Below are 16,052 nucleotides of genomic sequence, written 5' to 3' on the forward strand. Positions count from 1 at the left end.
CCGCCGTACCGGCCCCCCTCGGCCCCGACCCGCTCCGGGGCCGGGCGGGGGCCGGCCCGCCCGGCTCCCCGACCTCCCTCGGCTCCCTCCTCGGGGAGGCGTCCACCCCTCCCACCGTCCGGGCCGGTCCGCCGGTGCGGCTGGAGGTGCCCGGCCTGCCGACCCTCGGGGTCGTCCCCGTCGGCACCGATCCCTCGGGGGCGATCGTCGTCCCCGACGAGCCCGACCGGGTCGGCTGGTGGGCCCCGGGCGCCCGCCCGGGACACCGCGCCGGCACCGTCCTGCTGGTCGGCCACGTGGACACCCCCACCGGGGGACCCGGCCCCTTCGCCGGCCTGGCCGCACTGCCGGCCGGGGCCCGGATCGAGGTCGCGGGCGCCGACGGCCGTACCCACCGGTACACCGTCACCACCACCCGCCGGCACCCCGCCGACGCCCTCCCCGGCACGCTCTTCGCCCACGACGGACCGCCCCGACTGGCCCTGGTCACCTGCGCCGGCCGGTACGACGCGGAGGCCGGTCGGTACGAGGAGACCCTCGTCCTGCTCGCCCGCCCCGTGCCCTGAGCGGATCTCCTCCCCACCCGGGCCGATCGCCCGGAGCATGCCGGTTCGTGCCGTTTCGCGCTCACCCCTTCGGGTAAGCGGAGGACTTCCCGAGGAGACATGAGGACGCAGAGGACACAGAGGGCCGAACCGTCCCAACGGTACGAGGAGGGCACATGAAGGCCGTGGTGTGGCACGGAGTCGGGGACATCCGCCTGGAGGACGCCCCCGATCCCAAGATCAGGGACGCGCACGACGCGATCGTGCGGATCACCTCCTCCGCGATCTGCGGAACCGACCTGCACTTCGTCCGGGGCACCATGCCCGGACTGCGCGAGGGACTGATCCTCGGCCACGAGGGGGTGGGTGTCGTCGAGGAGGTCGGCGGGGGCGTGCGGAACCTGCGCCCCGGCGACCGCGTCGTCATCCCCTCCACCGTGGCCTGCGGGGTGTGCAGCTACTGCCGCGCCGGGTACCACGCCCAGTGCGACAACGCCAACCCCGGCGGCCGGCGCGCCGGCACCGTCTTCTTCGGCGGTCCCGAGGCCGCCGGCGGGCTCGACGGCCTCCAGGCCGAATACGCCCGCGTGCCCTACGCGCACGTCGGCCCCGTCCCGCTGCCGGACACCGTCACCGACGCGCAGGCCATCCTGCTGTCGGACATCTACCCCACCGCCTGGTTCGGCGCCAAACTCGCCGAGATCCGCACCGGGGACACCGTCGCCATCCTCGGCGCCGGCCCCGTCGGCCAGGCCGCCATCGCCTGCGCCCGCCTCCAGGGCGCCGGCCGGGTCATCGTCGTGGACGGCATCCACGACCGCCTCGAACTCGCCCGCGACCAGCACGCCGAGGTCGTCGACTTCAACGCCGAGGACCCCGTCGAGGCCATCCTGGAGATGACCGGCGGCATCGGCGTGGACCGGGTCATCGACGCCGTCGGTGTGGACGCCGAGCGCCCCGCCCGCGGCCCCGCCGCCGAGGCGCTGGCGGACAAGGTCGAGGAGTTCGACCGCGAACGCGACGAGATCGCCCCCGAACAGCACCCCGACGGCGACACCTGGGTGCCCGGCAACGCCCCCTCGCTGGCCTCCCGCTGGGCCGTGCAGATGGTCGCCAAGGCCGGGACCATCGGCATCATCGGCGTCTACCCGCCGCAGGTCGAGCAGTACCCCTTCGGCGAGGCGTTCATGAAGAACCTCACGCTGAAGATGGGCAACTGCCACCACCGTCACTACATCCCGCAACTGGTGTCCATGGTCGCCGGCGGCACCCTCGACCCCACCCCGCTGATCACCCGCTGGGAGGGGATGCGCGACGTCATGGAGGCGTACCGCACCTTCGACCGGCGCGAGGAGGGCTGGACCAAGGTGGTCCTGGGCGAGAGCGACGACCGGGGGAGCGGCGGCACCTCCACCGGAGCCGCCACCACCGCGGGCAGCCGTCGCTGACCCGTCCCCTGTCCCGACGCCCCGCGGCCCCGGCACCGGCTCCCCGGTCCGGGGCCGTTCGGCTGTCCGGGCGGGAGGCGGGTACCCGCCCCGCATGTTCTTCGACTCGTGGACGGATCTGTTGCGGGTGACGGTGGTGGCCCTGGTGGCCTATCCCGCCCTCATCGCCCTGCTGCGGCTCTCCGGCAAGCGCACCCTGGCCAAGATGAACGCCTTCGACCTGGTGGTCACCGTGGCCCTGGGCTCGACCCTCGCCACCATCCTGCTCAACCGGGACGTCTCGCTGAGCGAGGGTGTCCTCGCCCTGGCGATGCTGATCCTCCTGCAGTTCGTCAGCGCCCTGGCGTCCGTGCGTTCCCGCCGCGTCCGGCGACTGCTCAAGTCCGAGCCCGCGCTGTTGCTGCGCGACGGCCGCTTCCTCACCGACGCCATGGAGCGCCACCGGGTGCCCAGCGACGAGGTGCGCCAGGCGATCCGCAGCCAGGGCATCGGGGCCGTGGAGGACGTGGCGGCGGTGGTCCTGGAGACCGACGGCACCTTCAGCGTGATCCCCCGCTCCTCGGCCGGCGCCGGCACCTCCTTCGCCCCCGTGCGCGGCGCCGATTCCACCCCGACGACCGGCGACGACCCGCGGGCGCCCTGACCCACCGGGGCCGGCCCTCCTCCCGTTCCGGTCCCGCTCCGGCCGAACGCCGGTGTCCCCGTCCGGTCGGCTACCCATGGCTCCGGGAATCGGCACGCGGGGGGAACGCGGCATCCGCCCCGAGCGCCGGCAGCGCCTCCTCGGCACGGCTCACCGCGAGATGCCGTCCGCTCCGCGCGAATCCCACGCCGGCCGTTCTCCGGGGTCCGTTCCGGTGCGTCGTCCTCCCGGCGCGGCGGCGGGGTGAGGGAGCGTCTCATAGGGGTCTCGCCGCTTCTCGTTCCTGCCCGTGAACGCGCGTGGCGTTGTACGCCGAGCGGCAATTCTTACCCCGTACGGGGGGTTTGACCTCATTCCGCCTTGATCGTGGTCGGTCGGGCGGGATGTTGGCGGAGAGCAGTGGTACCGGTCGGCCGGTGTCCCGCCGGGGGCGGTGGAGGCTCCGGGCCGCCGGGGTGGGCGACGGCGAGGGGTGAGGGGCGAAGTGGTGGAGAGTGACGGGATGTCGAGCGGTTCGTCCGAGCTGCGTGAATCCTATGAGCTGTGTGCGGCCGAGACCCGGCAGTTCCTGGCCGGGATGTGGACGGTGGCGGAGGGGACCCTGCCCGCGGCGATCCGGCCCCACATGCACGCCATCACCGGCTTCACGACGTGGACCGACCGCATCGCCGATGAGGGGGCGCCGGCGGATCGCGTACGGAGGATCGCCCGGTGGCGCTCCGAGACGCTGGAGGATCTGCGCTCGGGCCGCAGCACGCACCCGCTGCGTCGGGCCTTCGTGGACACGGCGCTGCGCTGGGATCTGGACCGTGCGGTGATCGAGGAACTCCTCGCCACGTTCGAGGCCGACTGTGCCTCCCCGCCCGTGTTCGAGACCTTCGAGGACCAGCGGCACTATCTGCGGGGTGTCACGGGAATGTGGGCCAGGATGTGGATCCCCCTGTTGGACCCGCGGGGGCCGGAGGCGTTCCGGTCGGCCTCGTTGCTGGGCGAGGTGGGCCAACTGGTGGACATCTTCGAGGACCTGCCGAGAGATCTCGCCGCCGGCCGCTGTTACCTGCCCCGCGAGGATCTGCGCCGGCTGGGCCTGGAGATCGCCGATCTGCGGCGCGGTGAGCCTCGGGAGGCGCTGGACGAGCTGGTCGACATCCAGCTCACCCGCTGGCGGGATCTGCTGGAACAGGCGTTGCCGGTGACCGCGATGGTGGGTCCCGGGTACGAGGCGTTCCCCGCCGCCCTCATCCTCGGCGCCCAGACGCATTTCGACGAGGTCACGCTGCTGCGTTCCCGGGTGCTGGCGGAGGGGGTCGAACCGCTGTCGTTGACGGGGCGTGCCCGGCGCCGTCCGGCCCGGCCGGCGGCCGGGCCCCTGCCGGGACACGTGGCGGTGATCATGGACGGCAACCGGCGGTGGGCCGCGCGACGGGGCATGTCGGTCGCACAGGGCCATCGCGCGGGATGGCGGGCGGCGATGCGGCTGGTCAACTCCGCCCTGCGGCTGGGCATCCGGCACCTGAGTCTCTACATGTTCTCCACCGAGAACTGGGATCGCTCCTCGCGGGAGGTGCAAGACCTGTTCGATGCCCTGGCCGAGGCGATCGACCAGGGTGTCGAGCGGTTGCACGAGCTCGGTGTCCGGGTGCGCTGGTGCGGGCGTCGCGACCGGATCGACCCCTCTCTCGCCTCCCGACTGGCGCTGCTGGAGAACATGACGTCGAACAACGCCGAGCTGACGTTGACCCTCTGCATCGACTACGGCGGTCGGGACGAGATGGTCACCGCCGCCCGCTCGCTGGCCGCGCGGGCGGCGGCGGGGACGATCCGCCCCGGGGACATCGGCCCCGAGGACCTCGCCGGAAGCCTGTACGCGCCCGGCCTGCCCGACGTGGACCTGCTGATCCGCACCGCCGCAGAGCAACGGCTCAGCAACTTCCTGCCCTGGCAACTGGCCTACGCCGAGCTGGTCTTCGACCCCACCCTGTGGCCCGACTTCGACCTGGCCCGGCTGCGGCAGGCCATCCTGGACTACGGCGGTCGGGAGCGCCGGTTCGGCGGCGGCCTGCCCGGCCCCGCCCGGCCCGGGGAGCCGGCCCGGACCGGCTGAGGGAGCCGGGCCGGCTCGCGACTCATCCCCTCGGCGGGGTGTAGAGGGCCTCGGCGGTGACGTGCGCCACCACCGTGTCGGCGGTGAAGGCGGGCGCACCGAAGGTGGCGGCGAACCCCTCCAGCAGCTCGGCGGTGGGACGCATCGGCACCTCCTGGATCCGTACTCTCATCGGCCGGCCCGGCGGTACGCCTTCCGTGATGAGCCGCCCCTCGGCCGGATTGCACCGGAACACCGACCGGTGCCCCATGTCGGTGCCGTTGACCACCCATGTGCCGGACGTCACCCCGTCCCGCAGAACGCTCTCCAGGCTCTCCACCCGGAACGAGCCCTGCCTCGTGCGCACCGCGAGCCCCCCGGCCACGCTCCCACCGAACGTCGCCTTCCGAAGATCGGCGAGCGAGGGATCGCCCGAGCCCGACCGCAGGGGAAACCGCACCGCCGTACCGTGCGCGTCGCTCACCAACCGGGCCGGAGCCACGGCCTCGACCACCGCCTCGAACCGGTCCAGCTGCTCCCCGACCCGGGGAGTCCAGCGAACCTCGATCCAGCCGTCGGAAACCGTGCCCCACGTGTGGTCCGCGGCGGCGGCGGGCGTCGTCACCGTGAATTGGGACAGCAACGGAACGGCCGCGGCCGTTCCCAGAACCATTCGTCGTGTCGTGCTCATCGCCGAGTGCACCATCCTTCCCCGGGCCGCCGGACACGACCCCGGAAAAAATCATCCGGTCCCTCGGGCGTCCCGGAACGGGCAATACGCTAAACCACCCGAATGGGGGACAAACTCCACGGATCCGCCCCCGGCTCCCGGGTGACGACGAGCCGCGGACGCCGGGGCGCCGGCCGAGCCGGCCGTGGCGGTGCCCCGGCGCTGCCGAAAAGACCGGTGGCACCCGGCGGCAGCCCGCGGTGGGCGGACGGGCACGCCGCACGACCGCCCCCGGGGTTTCCCGGGGGTCTCGGTCATGTGGACCGGAAGGGGCCCGGCAGTCCCGAAAGGACGGGGCCCGCGGGTCGGAGCGGTCCCCTCAGCACTCGATGACGTTGACGGCCAGACCGCCGCGCGCCGTCTCCTTGTACTTGACCTTCATATCGGCGCCGGTCTCCTTCATGGTCTTGATCGCCTTGTCGAGGGAGACGTGGTGCCGGCCGTCGCCGCGCAGTGCCATCCGGGCGGCGGTGACCGCCTTGACGGCGGCCATGCCGTTGCGCTCGATGCAGGGGATCTGCACCAGTCCGCCGACCGGGTCGCAGGTCAGGCCCAGGTTGTGCTCGATGCCGATCTCGGCGGCGTTCTCCACCTGCTCGGGGCTGCCGCCCAGCACCTCGGCCAGTCCGCCGGCCGCCATCGAGCAGGCCGAGCCCACCTCGCCCTGGCAGCCGACCTCGGCGCCGGAGATGGAGGCGTTCTCCTTGAACAGCAGCCCGATCGCGCTCGCCGTCAGCAGGAAGCGGACCACGCCGTCCTCGTCCGCGCCGGGCACGAACTCGGTGTAGTGGTGCAGGACGGCCGGGATGATGCCGGCCGCGCCGTTGGTGGGGGCGGTGACGACCCGGCCGCCGGCGGCGTTCTCCTCGTTGACCGCCATCGCCCACAGGGTGGTCCACTCCATGGCGTGCTGCGCGCGGTCGCCCTCGATCCGCAGTTGGCGGGCGGAGTGCGCGGCCCGCCGGCGCACCTTCAGTCCCCCGGGCAGGATGCCCTCCCGGCTCAGCCCGCGCGCCACGCACTCGCGCATGACCTCCCAGATGCGCAGCAGGCCGTCGCGGACCTCGGCCTCGGGCCGCCAGGCGGTCTCGTTCTCCAGCATCAGCGCCGAGACCGACAGGCCGGTCTCCCGGGTCAGGCGCAGCAGCTCGTCCCCGGTGCGGAAGGGGTGGCGCAGCTCGGTGTCGTCGGGCTTGATCCGCTTCTCGCCGACCGCGTCCCCGTCGACGACGAAGCCGCCGCCCACCGAGTAGTACGTCTTCTCCAGCACCGGCTCGCCGTCGGCGTCGCGGGCGCACAGCGTCATGCCGTTGGCGTGGTACGGCAGGGAGCGGCGCCGGTGCAGCACCAGGTCCGCGTCCGGGTCGAAGTCCAGCACCGGGCCGTCGGCGGTCTCCGCGCCCAGCAGCCGCAGCCGCTTCTCGCCGCGGATGCGTTCCACCTCGGCGTCGGCGCGTTCGACGTCCACGGTGTCGGGGGCGTGCCCCTCCAGGCCGAGCAGCACCGCCTTCGGCGTGCCGTGGCCGTGGCCGGTGGCACCGAGCGAGCCGAACAGCTCCGCGCGCACCCCGGCGGTCTCGTCGAGCAGTCCCTCGCGGCGCAGCCTGCGGGCGAACATCCGGGCCGCGCGCATCGGACCGACCGTGTGCGAGCTGGAGGGGCCGATGCCGATGGAGAAGAGGTCGAAGGCGGAGAGTGCCACGGGGCGGACTCCCTTGTCTGCTCGTGGGTGGTGAGCGGTGGGGTCGGGGGCGGATGCCGGGGGCTCCGGGATCCGACGCCCGGTGAGGGGACGGGACGCGGCGGGATCGCCGCCCCGCCCGCCCCCTCACCGGGCCGACGGGCGGATCAGACGGTCAGGTCCGGGTACAGCGGGTGCTTGTCGGCCAGGGCGGCGACCCGGGCCTTGAGCGACTCGGTGTCGAAGCCCGGCTTGAGGGCCTCCGCGATCACGTCGGCGACCTCGCGGAAGTCCTCGGCGCCGAAGCCGCGGGTGGCCAGGGCCGGGGTGCCGATCCGCAGGCCGGAGGTGACCATCGGCGGGCGCGGGTCGTTCGGCACCGCGTTGCGGTTGACGGTGATGCCGATGCCGTGCAGCCGGTCCTCGGCCTGCTGCCCGTCCAGCTCCGAGTTCCGCAGGTCCACCAGGACCAGGTGCACATCGGTGCCGCCGGACAGCACGGAGACGCCGGCGCCGGTGACGTCCTCGGCGAGCAGGCGCTCGGCGAGGAGCTTCGCGCCCTCCAGGGTACGGCGCTGCCGGTCCCGGAACTCCTCGGTCGCGGCGATTTTGAACGCCACCGCCTTGGCGGCGATCACGTGCTCCAGCGGGCCGCCCTGCTGACCGGGGAAGACCGCGGAGTTGATCTTCTTGGCGTGCTCGGAGCGGGAGAGGATGACGCCGCCGCGCGGGCCGCCGAGGGTCTTGTGGGTCGTGGTGGTCACCACGTCGGCGAACGGCACCGGGTTGGGGTGCAGCCCGGCGGCGACCAGACCGGCGAAGTGCGCCATGTCCACCATCAGCAGCGAGCCGTTGGCGTCGGCGATCCGGCGGAACTCCGCGAAGTCCAGCTGCCGCGGGTACGCCGACCAGCCGGCGATGATCAGCTTCGGCCGGTGTTCGGCGGCCAGCCGCTCGACCTCGGCCATGTCCACGCGGCCGGTCTCCGCGTCCACGTGGTAGGCGACGACGTTGTAGAGCTTGCCGGAGAAGTTGATCCGCATGCCGTGGGTGAGGTGCCCGCCGTGGGCGAGGTCCAGGCCCAGGATCGTGTCGCCCGGCTGGAGCAGGGCGAACATCGCGGCGGCGTTGGCGGAGGCGCCGGAGTGCGGCTGCACGTTCGCGGCCTCGGCCCCGAACAGCTCCTTCACCCGGTCGCGGGCGAGGGACTCGATGACGTCCACGTGCTCGCAGCCGCCGTAGTAGCGGCGGCCCGGATAGCCCTCGGCGTACTTGTTGGTGAGCACCGAGCCCTGGGCCTGCAGCGCGGCCACCGGGGCGAAGTTCTCCGAGGCGATCATCTCCAGGGTGGACTGCTGGCGGCGCAGCTCGGCGTCGACGGCGGCGGCGACGTCCGGGTCCACCTCGTGCAGGGAGCCGTTCAGCAGCGAGGGGGGCGAGGAGGGGCTCGGCGCGGACTGGGGCGACTGGGAGGTCATGACGGTCTGGGGTCCTTCGGTCCGGGGACGGTCTGCGGGCCGGTCGCCGCCGGGGCCGCCCCTCCCCGGCGGACCGGGGCGGGGACGGCCGGGGACGGACGCCGGTCGTTCCGCGTCCCGCGTCACCGACACGTTCTACGGTACTTTCCGGAACATGAGGCTGACGATCATCGGAGGCGGGGGATTCCGCGTTCCCCTGGTGTACCGCGCCCTCCTGGCGGCGGCCGGATCGGTTCCGGTCACCGACCTGGTCCTGTACGACACCGATCCCGCGCGCACGGCGGTGATCGCCCGGGTGCTGCGCGGGATGCGGGCGGTCGCCGGTCCGGCGGTGGGGGAGGGGCCGGCGGTGCGGGTGGAGACCGATCCCGCCGTCGCCCTGCGCGGCGCGGACGCGGTGCTGTTCGCCATCCGGCCCGGTGGCACCGCCGGGCGGGCCAGGGACGAACGCCTGGCCCTCGCCGAGGGGGTGCTGGGCCAGGAGACGGTGGGCGCGGCGGGCATCCTCTACGCCCTGCGCACCGTGCCCGAGGCGGTTCGTTTCGCCGAACTGGTGCGCGAGGTGGCGCCGAACGCCCGGGTGGTCAACTTCACCAACCCGGCGGGGATCGTCACCGAGGCGATGTCGGCGGTCCTCGGCCCCCGGGTCATCGGCATCTGCGATTCCCCGGCCGGCCTGATCCGCCGCGCGGCGCGCGCCGCCGGCGCCGACCCCGGGGCCGTGCGCGCCGACTACGTGGGGCTCAACCACCTGGGCTGGCTGCGCTCCCTGACGGTGGGGGGCCGCGACCTGCTGCCCGACCTGCTGGCCGACGACCGGGCGCTGGCCTCCTTCGAGGAGGGCCGGCTGTTCGGCGGGCCATGGCTGCGGGCCCTGGGCGCGCTGCCCAACGAGTACCTGTACTACCACTACTTCCGGCGCGAGAGCCTGGAGAAGGCCTGGGAGGCGGCCGAGACGCGGGGCGAGTTCCTGGACCGGCAGCAGTCCGCCTTCTTCGCCGAGGCGGCCTCGCTCGGCCCGGCCGATCCCGCCGACCCGGGGGAGGGGCCCGGTGCCGGGGAGGCGGCCCGCGAGACCCATCGGCTGTGGGAGAGCACCCGGCGCGAACGCGAGGAGACCTACCTCGCCGAGGCCCGCGAGGCCTCCGGCGGCTGGAGCCGGGACGAACGGGAGCTCGCCGAGGGCGGCGGCTACGAGTGGGTCGCCCTGGACGTGCTGCGCGGACTGTTCGGCGGGGGCGACCGGCACCCCGCGGGCCGCGGGACCGACCGGGTCCGCCTCGTGCTGAACGCGCGCAACGCGGACACCGTGCCGGCGCTGGGGCCCGGCGCGATCGTGGAGACGGTCTGCGAACTGTCCCCCGAGGGCGCCCACCCGGTGCCCTGCCCCGCGCCCGGACCGGCCGAGCTGGGACTGATGCTCCAGATCAAGGCGGTGGAGCGGGCGGTGATCGAGGCGGCCCTGACCGGCTCGGAGACGGCGGCGCTGCGGGCGATGGCCCTGCACCCGCTGGTCGACTCGCCGGCGGTGGCCGCCCGCCTGCTGGCCCGGGCCCGGGCGGGCAACGGCCACGACGCGCCGCGCACCGGCGACACCCGGGGGTGAAGCCGGGGACGCCGCCGGGCGCCGCTCGCCGCGGGTCCGCGGCGCGCGACGGGAGCACGCCGGACCGCCCGGCCGGCGGTCGCGCGGTCCGGTGCCCGCCGACTCAGGAGGGGGTGCGGGCGGCGGTCAGCAGCCGCGCCGTGTCCGCCGGTGCGAGGTCCAGCCGACGGCCGATCCCCGCCAGCACGGTGCTCTCCGCCGCCAGGTAGGGCCCGTCGGCCAGCGCGATGCGGGCACCGCGCAGCAGCAGTGACTCCCGGCCGGGCACGGCCAGCAGCGGCGCCAGCGGATCCAGCGCCTGTCCCAGTTCGGTGTCCGCGCCGCGCGGTCCCTCCGCCGAGACCACGGCCAGCAGGGTCAGCAGCCGCTCCTCGGTGCAGTCCGGGTACCCGGCCTCGCGGATCACCTCCACCGCGGTGCGGCGGGCCCCGCGGTCCTCCGCGCCGCCCGCCGCGAGCACGGCCAGCGCGACGGCGTGCACGGCGTCGCGGAGCATGCCGGCCAGCCGCATCGTGGTGGGCACCGTCACCGCCGAGGGCGGGAAGTGCCCCCGGCAGGCCGCGCAGGCCACCACCGGATCCGCGGCGCCGCGCGGCAGCACCGGTATCCCCAGGACGGCGAACCGGCGCCGTCCGGTCAGTTCCTGGTAGCAGCGGTCCCCGCCGCAGCGGGGGCAGAAGAATTCCCCGTCACCGGTCACCCGCCAGGCGGTGCGGGTGCCCAGCACCCGTCGCCGGCGTTTCCCGCCGTGGTCGTCCCGACCCCTGGAGTGCACCACGCCGTACCTCCGTCGTCATCCGGCAATCGCCCCATTGCCCACGACCGTCCGCGCGGCGCCCCGGCCGGGCGCGGACGACCCCGCCGCGACAGCGCGACGGGAAGAGTGATGTTAGCCACACCGGGCGGGTGCCGTCAGTAGTCCGGACGGCCCTCTCCTCCCCGCGAACCGGGGCGAGCCGGGACGTCCCGGCCCCGGAACGGCCGGAACGGCACCCCCGGGAGGCCGAACGCCCCCGATCCGCCGAAGGGGTGGATCGGGGGCGTTCGGCCTCCGGGAGGTGCGCACGGGGTCGGGCGCCGGCCCCGTGACCGGCGGGAACCTCAGGCGCGGAAGGCGCGGTTCACCGCGGAGGCGACCGCCAGCAGCGAGGCCCGGACGATGTTCGCGTCGATGCCGACGCCCCAGTGGATCCGGTCGCCCACGGCCAGTTCGATGTAGGCGGCGGCCCGGGACCCGGCGCCCGCGCTCATGGTGTGCTCCACGTAGTCCAGCAGGCGCACCTCGCCGACCGTCCCGGTCTCCTCGCCGGCGTCACCCTCCGGGGCGCCGTCGAAGACGCCGGCCCGGCGCAGCGCGTCGAAGAACGCCGCGATCGGACCGTTGCCGCTGCCGACCAGGGTGGTGTCCACGCCGTCCACCACGGCCTCGACGGTCAGCTCGTCCCGGCCCTCGTGGCTGCTGGAGGTCTGGGCCGAGCGCAGCGCGACCCGGCCCCACGGCCGCTCGGGCACCGGCAGGTACTCGTCGCGGAAGGCGTCCCAGATCTGTGCCGGGGTGACCTCGCCGCCCTCGGCGTCGGTGCGGGCCTGGATGATCCGGGAGAACTCGATCTGCATGCGGCGCGGCAGGTCCAACTGGTGCTCGTTCTTCAGCACGTAGGAGATGCCGCCCTTGCCGGACTGCGAGTTCACCCGGATGACCGCCTCGTAGGTGCGGCCCACGTCCTTGGGGTCGATCGGCAGGTAGGGCATCTCCCACACCAGCCGGTCCACGGGTACGCCCTCGCGGGCCGCCTGCTCCTCCAGCGCCTCGAAGCCCTTCTTGATGGCGTCCTGGTGGGAGCCGGAGAAGGAGGTGTACACCAGGTCACCGGCGTAGGGGTGGCGCGGCGGCACCTGCATCCGGTTGCAGTACTCCCAGGTGCGGCGGATGTCGTCGATCCGGGAGAAGTCGATGCCCGGGTCCACGCCCTGACTGAACAGGTTCAGCCCCAGCGTCACCAGGTCCACGTTGCCGGTGCGCTCGCCCTGACCGAACAGGCAGCCCTCCACGCGGTCGGCCCCGGCCATGACGGCCAGTTCGGCGGCGGCCACCGCCGTGCCCCGGTCGTTGTGCGGGTGGGCCGACAGGCAGACGAACTCCCGGCGGGAGAGGTGGCGCGACATCCACTCGAAGCGGTCGGCGTGGGTGGAGGGGGTGGACCGCTCGACGGTGGCGGGCAGGTTGAGGATGATCTCCCGCCCCTCCTCCGGCTGCCACACGTCCATCACCGACTCGCAGACCTCCAGCGCGAAGTCCGGCTCGGTGTCGGTGAAGATCTCCGGGCTGTACTGGTAGCCGAACACGGTCCGGTCGTCCAGCAGCTTCTCGGCGTACTCCATCACCAGCCGGGTGCCGTCCACGGCGATCTGCCGCACCTCGTCCCGGCCGCCGCGGAAGACCACCCGGCGGAAGACGGGGGCGGTGGCGTTGTACAGGTGCACGGTGGCGTTCGGGGCGCCGACCAGCGACTCCACGGTGCGCTCGATCAGTTCCTCGCGGGCCTGGGTCAGCACCGAGATGGTCACGTCGTCGGGGATCGCCCCCTCCTCGATGATCGACCGCACGAAGTCGAAGTCGGTCTTCCCGGAGGCGGGGAAGCCGACCTCGATCTCCTTGTAGCCCATGCGCACCAGCAGGTCGAACATCTCCCGCTTGCGGGCGGGGGACATGGGGTCGATCAGGGCCTGGTTGCCGTCCCGCAGGTCGGTGGACAGCCACCGGGGTGCGGCGGTGATGCGCCGCCCGGGCCAGGTGCGGTCGGGCAGGTCCACCGTCTCGAAGGGGCGGTAGCGGTGGATCGGCATGCCGGAGGGGCGTTGCCGGACGGTGGCGGCGGTGATCGGCGTCGGTCCGTACAGCCGGTTCGCGGGGTCGGTGTCCGTCGAACGGGGGGACCGGGGATCGGGGGAAATGGCGCTCATGATGTTCCGGGTGCTCCAGGGATAACGGGAATCCGAGGACCGACGGGCAGGACGGACTCCGCGGGGAGGGGGCCGGTCCCGTGGACTACAGACCCTCGCCGCGGCGGCTAAGAAGGAGCATCCCGTAGCGCGTCATCGCGCTCAGCGTAGCCGACCGGGAACCCGCGCGCCGCTCGTCGCCCAGCATACGAGACGTGAGGTTTCGGGGTGCTTCGCGGGTTTTCGCGGCAGTGCGCGCTTCCCCTGCGGTTTTCCGCGGTTTCCTCCCTTCCGGCCCCCGGTCGGGGTACTCCGGACGGAGTACCCCGACCGGGGAGGCCCACCCTCGCCGTACCGGCGTTCCCCACCGGGGAACGACGCGTGGCCGGGTCGGAGGGGGAAGGCTGGTCACCACGGGTGGACCCGGCCCGACCGGGCGCCCGGCAGCGCACACCGGCGGGCCCCGTCCCGCCCCGAGATCCCGGAGGCCCCGTCGATGGCGGCCCAATCCCCACTCCCCGACACCGGGCGGACCGCCCGCCCGCACGGTCGTCCCGCCGGCCCCGACCGCCCCGGGGACGCTCCGCCGTCCGGCCGTCGACGCCTGCTGCCGTGGGCGGTCATCCTGCTGTGGGTGGCCCTGCTCGCCGTCGCCGCGCCCCTCGGCGGGCAGTTGAGCGAGGTGCAGAGCGACGACTCGGTGGAGTACCTGCCGGAGAGCGCCGAGTCCACCCGGGTGGCCCGGCTCCAGCAGGACCTTCCCGGCGGCGGTACCACCGACCTGCTGGTGGTCCACGAGCGGGAGGACGGCCTGACCGAGGAGGACCGGCGGATCGCGGAGGAGCGGGTGGCCGGGATCGCCGACCGCTGGGACGCGGCCGGTGAACCGCGGGGCATCCTCTCCGAGGACGGCACCGTCCTGCTCCACCCGCTCTCCCTGCCGGCCCCGGGGGCCGACGGCACCGAAAACGCCGCCGGCACCGACAACGCAGACGACGCAGACGGGGTCGTCTTCGAGATCCGGGAGGCGGCCTCCGAGGACCTCCCCGAGGGCCTGACCGTCCTGGTCGGCGGCCCCGGGGCCTTCGGCGCGGACGCCGGGGAGGTCTTCGGCTCCATCGACACCACCCTGCTGATCGCCACGGTGGCGGTGGTGACCCTCCTGCTGATCCTCATCTACCGCAGCCCGGCACTGTGGCTGCTGCCGCTGATCTCGGTGGGCGCCGCCGCGATGCTCGCCATGGCCGTGGTCTACGGCCTCGTCCGGATCTTCGATCTCACCGTCAGCACCCAGAACAGTTCGATCATGACGGTGCTCGTCTTCGGCGCCGGCACCGACTACGCCCTGCTGCTGGTGGCCCGCTACCGCGACGAACTGCGCCGGTTCGCGCACCCCCACAACGCCATGGTCGCCGCGCTGCGCGGCGTGCTGCCGGCCCTGCTGGCCTCCTCCGGCACCGTCGCCGCCGGACTGCTGTGCCTGCTCGCCGCCGACCTCAACAGCAGCAGCGGCCTGGGGCCGGTGGGCACCGCCGGCATCCTGTGCGCGCTGCTCGCCATGATCACCCTGCTGCCCGCGCTGCTCCTGGTGACCGGCCGGAAGGTGTTCTGGCCCATGATCCCCGCGCCCGGCACGGCGCCCCGGGGGGACCGGGGCCTCTTCGCCCGACTCGGCGCCTCCGTCTCCCACCGGCCGGTGGCGATCCTGGTCACCGGGGTCGTCGCGCTCGGCGCCCTGGCGTTGGGCACCCTCAACCTGCCCGGTCCGCTGCGGGACGCCGACTTCTTCACCACGCCCCCCGAGTCCACCGTCGCCGCCGAGACCCTGGGGGAGGCCTTCCCGGAGCGCAGTACCCGTCCGATCACCGTCCTGGCCCCCGAGGACACCGCCGAGGGGGTCCTGGGGACGGTCTCCGCGACCGATGGGGTGGACTCCGCCGAGCCGGGACGCTCGGGCGCCGGATGGACCGAGATCAACGTCTTCGCGACCGGTGCGCCGGAGAGCGCGGAGGAGCGCGACACCGTCCGGGCCCTGCGCGAGGACCTCGCGGACGACGCCGGCGGCGAACCGGCCGCCCTGGTCGGCGGCCCCACCGCCCAGGCGGTGGACCTGGACGACACCAATGCCCGGGACCGCGTCATCGTCATCCCCCTGGTGCTCCTGGCCGTCCTGGTCATCCTCATCGCCCTGCTGCGCTCCGTCGTCGCCCCGCTGGTCCTCCTCGCCGGGGTGGTCCTCTCCTGGGGGTCCGCCCTCGGACTGGGCGGGTTGTTCTTCGGACCGGTGTTCGGGTTCGACGGCATGGACGGCTGGATCCCCCTGCTGACCTTCGTCTTCGGCGTCGCCCTGGGCGTGGACTACGGCATCTTCCTGATGCACCGGATGCGGGAGGAGGCCCTCGCCGGGGCCGACACCCGGACCGCGGCGCTCACCGCGCTGCGCGCCACCGGCGGGGTCATCGCCTCCGCGGGCATCGTCCTGGCGGCGACCTTCTCCGTGCTGATGACGCTGCCGCTGGTGGTCATGGTCGAGTTGGGCTTCGTCGTCGCGGTCGGCGTGCTGCTGGACACCTTCGTGGTCCGCACCTATCTCGTCACCTCGGCGGCGTGGCTGCTGCGGGAACGGATGTGGTGGCCCGGTCCGCTGTGGCGTCGTCCCCCCGCGGCCCCCGCACCCGAGGGGGGCCACGGGCCCACCGGGGGGACGCCGGAGGGACCGGAGACCACCGCCGGCACCCCGCGCACCGGGGCCGGCGCGCCGGACCGGGCGTGAGCTCCCCGGCGCGGCGTTCGGCGCCGGCCCGGCTCCGGGAAGCCGTCGAACGCCGCGCCGGGCCCCGGGGGTGCAGGATGAGAGGGGTGAGCACCGAAACCCCCGCCGCCGGGTCGGACCCC

The 16,052-nt window shown here is 74.0% G+C and carries 11 protein-coding genes; 6 read left to right on the top strand and 5 right to left on the bottom strand.

Translation table 11 applies throughout. The features are described 5' to 3' along the window. The 4 genes from FOE67_RS03395 to uppS form a co-directional block, all read left to right on the top strand. On the top strand, positions 1-566 hold a 566-nt coding region (locus FOE67_RS03395; RefSeq protein WP_182660243.1), incomplete at its 5' end, for a class F sortase. 155 nt (positions 567-721) lie between these two features. Next, on the top strand, positions 722-1,993 hold the full coding sequence (locus tag FOE67_RS03400) for an alcohol dehydrogenase catalytic domain-containing protein (protein WP_182660244.1): 1,272 nt from the start codon (positions 722-724) through the stop codon (positions 1,991-1,993). A gap of 94 nt (positions 1,994-2,087) precedes the next feature. Next, positions 2,088-2,636 carry a DUF421 domain-containing protein gene (locus tag FOE67_RS03405; protein WP_182660245.1) on the top strand — a complete coding sequence of 183 codons (549 nt, stop codon included), beginning with the start codon at positions 2,088-2,090 and terminating at the stop codon, positions 2,634-2,636. 502 nt (positions 2,637-3,138) lie between these two features. Beyond that, on the top strand, positions 3,139-4,740 hold the full coding sequence (gene uppS, locus FOE67_RS03410) for a polyprenyl diphosphate synthase (protein WP_182660246.1): 1,602 nt from the start codon (positions 3,139-3,141) through the stop codon (positions 4,738-4,740). A gap of 22 nt (positions 4,741-4,762) precedes the next feature. On the opposite strand, the gene FOE67_RS03415 is transcribed toward uppS, so the two are convergent. The 3 genes from FOE67_RS03415 to glyA all read right to left on the bottom strand — a co-directional run bounded on the left by FOE67_RS03415 (position 4,763) and on the right by glyA (position 8,608). Next, positions 4,763-5,392: a hypothetical protein gene (locus FOE67_RS03415; RefSeq protein WP_228473499.1), complete on the bottom strand. Its 630-nt coding sequence runs from the start codon at positions 5,390-5,392 to the stop codon at positions 4,763-4,765. Between the two features lie 376 nt (positions 5,393-5,768). After that, positions 5,769-7,151: an L-serine ammonia-lyase gene (locus tag FOE67_RS03420; protein WP_182660248.1), complete on the bottom strand. Its 1,383-nt coding sequence runs from the start codon at positions 7,149-7,151 to the stop codon at positions 5,769-5,771. A 146-nt stretch (positions 7,152-7,297) separates the two neighbouring features. Continuing rightward, on the bottom strand, positions 7,298-8,608 hold the full coding sequence (gene glyA, locus FOE67_RS03425) for a serine hydroxymethyltransferase (protein WP_182660249.1): 1,311 nt from the start codon (positions 8,606-8,608) through the stop codon (positions 7,298-7,300). A gap of 154 nt (positions 8,609-8,762) precedes the next feature. Here glyA and FOE67_RS03430 point away from each other — a divergent pair, with 154 nt between their 5' ends. Then, entirely contained in the window at positions 8,763-10,214 is a 1,452-nt protein-coding gene (locus FOE67_RS03430; protein ID WP_182660250.1) for a family 4 glycosyl hydrolase, read from the top strand. Between the two features lie 103 nt (positions 10,215-10,317). Here the strand turns inward: FOE67_RS03430 and FOE67_RS03435 are convergent, their stop codons facing one another. Continuing rightward, the gene (locus FOE67_RS03435) at positions 10,318-10,992 is read right to left on the bottom strand and encodes a zinc ribbon domain-containing protein (RefSeq protein WP_182660251.1); all 675 of its coding nucleotides are present in this window, start codon (positions 10,990-10,992) and stop codon (positions 10,318-10,320) included. Positions 10,993-11,315: 323 nt separating this feature from the next. Then, positions 11,316-13,178 (bottom strand): 2-isopropylmalate synthase, encoded by a 1,863-nt coding sequence (gene leuA / locus FOE67_RS03440; RefSeq protein WP_182660252.1) that lies wholly within the window; start codon positions 13,176-13,178, stop codon positions 11,316-11,318. Positions 13,179-13,653: 475 nt separating this feature from the next. On the opposite strand from leuA, the gene FOE67_RS03445 reads away from it, so the two are divergent. Next, positions 13,654-15,930: an MMPL family transporter gene (locus tag FOE67_RS03445; RefSeq protein WP_182660253.1), complete on the top strand. Its 2,277-nt coding sequence runs from the start codon at positions 13,654-13,656 to the stop codon at positions 15,928-15,930. Positions 15,931-16,052: the final 122 nt, after the last annotated feature.

The organism is Streptomyces calidiresistens (assembly GCF_014141525.1).
Lineage (GTDB): Bacteria > Actinomycetota > Actinomycetes > Streptomycetales > Streptomycetaceae > Streptomyces > Streptomyces calidiresistens.